Annotated in this window: 3 protein-coding genes; all 3 read right to left on the reverse strand. The window is 54.8% G+C overall.

Going from position 1 to position 1,913, the window contains the following annotated elements; translation table 11 throughout:
- Window positions 1-511: 511 nt before the first annotated feature.
- Window positions 512-811 (reverse strand): type II toxin-antitoxin system RelE family toxin, encoded by a 300-nt coding sequence (locus HV670_RS29800; RefSeq protein WP_175108516.1) that lies wholly within the window; start codon window positions 809-811, stop codon window positions 512-514.
- On the reverse strand, window positions 801-1,043 hold the full coding sequence (locus tag HV670_RS29805) for a type II toxin-antitoxin system Phd/YefM family antitoxin (protein ID WP_175108517.1): 243 nt from the start codon (window positions 1,041-1,043) through the stop codon (window positions 801-803). Before HV670_RS29805 ends, HV670_RS29800 begins: the two co-directional genes overlap by 11 nt.
- A 547-nt stretch (window positions 1,044-1,590) precedes the next feature.
- Window positions 1,591-1,913, reverse strand: a 323-nt coding sequence (locus tag HV670_RS29810; RefSeq protein WP_175108518.1) for a tyrosine-type recombinase/integrase, incomplete at its 5' end; no start/stop codon positions are given.

A 1,913-nucleotide genomic window follows, 5' to 3' on the forward strand; every position in this document is an offset into this window, starting at 1 on the left:
CGGTTCTTCAACACTGCGTGAGCGGTAACCCGTTAGAGACAAAACTTTCAACCTTAAAAACACGACATTTCTATGTAGCCCCACCCCCGACATTTAAGAATGGCCTCGACATGAGTTGTAATAGCTTTATGCAAATGTCGTGTTCTGGCCATGTAGAAATGTCGTGTTTGGAGCGCGAGGAACTAAATTTGGGATATTTTGGGAACTAAATCGATGTAAACTCTGCGTTGCAGCCGTTTGCCACATTTAGTTCCCGGAAATCACTGCGTTGCGAACTACCTCAAGGTATCGAGCTGCAGCATTTTCCCTAATTTAGTCCCCGTTGTGAGAACTAAATTAGGGAAAATGCTGCACGTCGCACAGTTATCCCAAGTTTAGTTCCTTGCGCTCCAGGCCGCACCTACCAAGAATCACCTATTTCTACGTTATCGCCGTAAAGCCACGTCCAGCAAGGCTGCGCGCCGCGGACGCCAGAAATGACAAAGGGCGCTGCGGCGCCCTTGGATAATCGTTACTTCTCGGCTTCATCGAACCGGCGACGCGCCATCCCGTAAACCTGCCCTCGGTTGCGCTTGCCCACTGCGATCACCGTCACGGTGACAATACCTTCATCGACACAGTACACGAGGCGAAAGCCCAAGGACGCGAGCTTTATCTTATACGTGTCGGCCATAGTCGAGAGCGCCGCAGATGGCACGCGAGGGTTCTCGAGGCGTTCTTTCAACTTCTTTTTAAACTGCTCGCGCACGGTGGCGTCGAGCTTTTCCCATTCTTTCAGGGCAGACGGCAAGAAGGCAAGTTTATAGGTCATCAAGTTTTACGTGGATGGGCTTCTCGCCAGCACGCTCCCTCGCGATCGCGGCCAGCTCAACATCATCGAGCACGTCACAGATCCGTTCCCAAACTTCAGCGGGAATGAGGTAAGCGACCGGCGAGTTCCGGTTTAGTACAGCGACCGGGCCATCGGCGGCTTCAATTGCGGCGCTCGGATTCATCTTGAGCTCGCTGATGCCAATAGACGCACCGGCCAATATCTTTTGCATACAAACAACTCCTTCGGAATTTTCCGAAATCGTCCCGCGATATTCACTCGCGGGAGCATCGCGTAGGGGGTACGCGTGTGGCATGCCGGGCCTAGGGGCGGTCCGACAAGGGGAAACCATATTATAGGTCATCAAGAAGACCAATACAACGACCAGCTAAGTGGTTTGATCGATTCGTAGAAATGTCAGACCTTGTTGCTATCGGCCGGATCCGCCCCGAATGCCTCGTCGAGCTGCTGCGGGCTGTCGCGCTCGGGGAATCGGCTTGTTGCTTCAGTGACGCGCAGGAGACGGCGAAAATTGGCGGGGGTTAGGACTTTGGCGCGTTGGGGTTCCAGGTTCCTATCTCGAAATGTGCTAGAAAATCGAGATTGTTACTAGAGAAAAAACGCCGAGCGCTCCTTTCCAGTATCTCGCCCGTGCCGGCTCACTTCCTCGGAAAATGGCTGCCAGGGGAACGAAGCCGATATGCAAGCCAAACTGTTACGGCGTCCATGTCCTGTCGGCGGATGCCTTTCATGTGGCTACGAGAGCCAAGCAGTCCGGCTTACTTGGTTTGTTTGCCAGTGGCAAATGCCGCCGCCATCTGTTGGGCACGCGTAACGTCGTCGCTATGCAGGTAGATGGAGGTCGTCGAGATCGAGGCGTGCCGCAGGTTGTCCCGCACGGTAGTCAGTTCGGCACCGTGCGCAAGCGCATGCGTAGCATGGGTATGCCGCATCCAATGTGGACTCGCTCGGCGCAGCTTTTCTGCCAGCACCGGATGGTCCACTTCAATCACGTCGGCCGCCTGCCCAAAAAACCGCTTCATGATTTTCCACAGGCGAACCCCGCTGATGCCGCCGCCATCCGTGTCCAGGTTCGCGACCA

The sequence above is a fragment of the Pararobbsia alpina genome (assembly GCF_902859895.1).
In the GTDB taxonomy this organism is placed as follows: domain Bacteria; phylum Pseudomonadota; class Gammaproteobacteria; order Burkholderiales; family Burkholderiaceae; genus Pararobbsia; species Pararobbsia alpina.

What these genes read in the sequence shown, in the direction of transcription:
- HV670_RS29805 (WP_175108517.1), bottom strand. Translation starts at nt 1,043, where the DNA reads ATGCAAAAGATATTGGCCGGTGCGTCTATTGGCATCAGCGAGCTCAAG.
- HV670_RS29800 (WP_175108516.1), bottom strand. Translation starts at nt 811, where the DNA reads ATGACCTATAAACTTGCCTTCTTGCCGTCTGCCCTGAAAGAATGGGAA.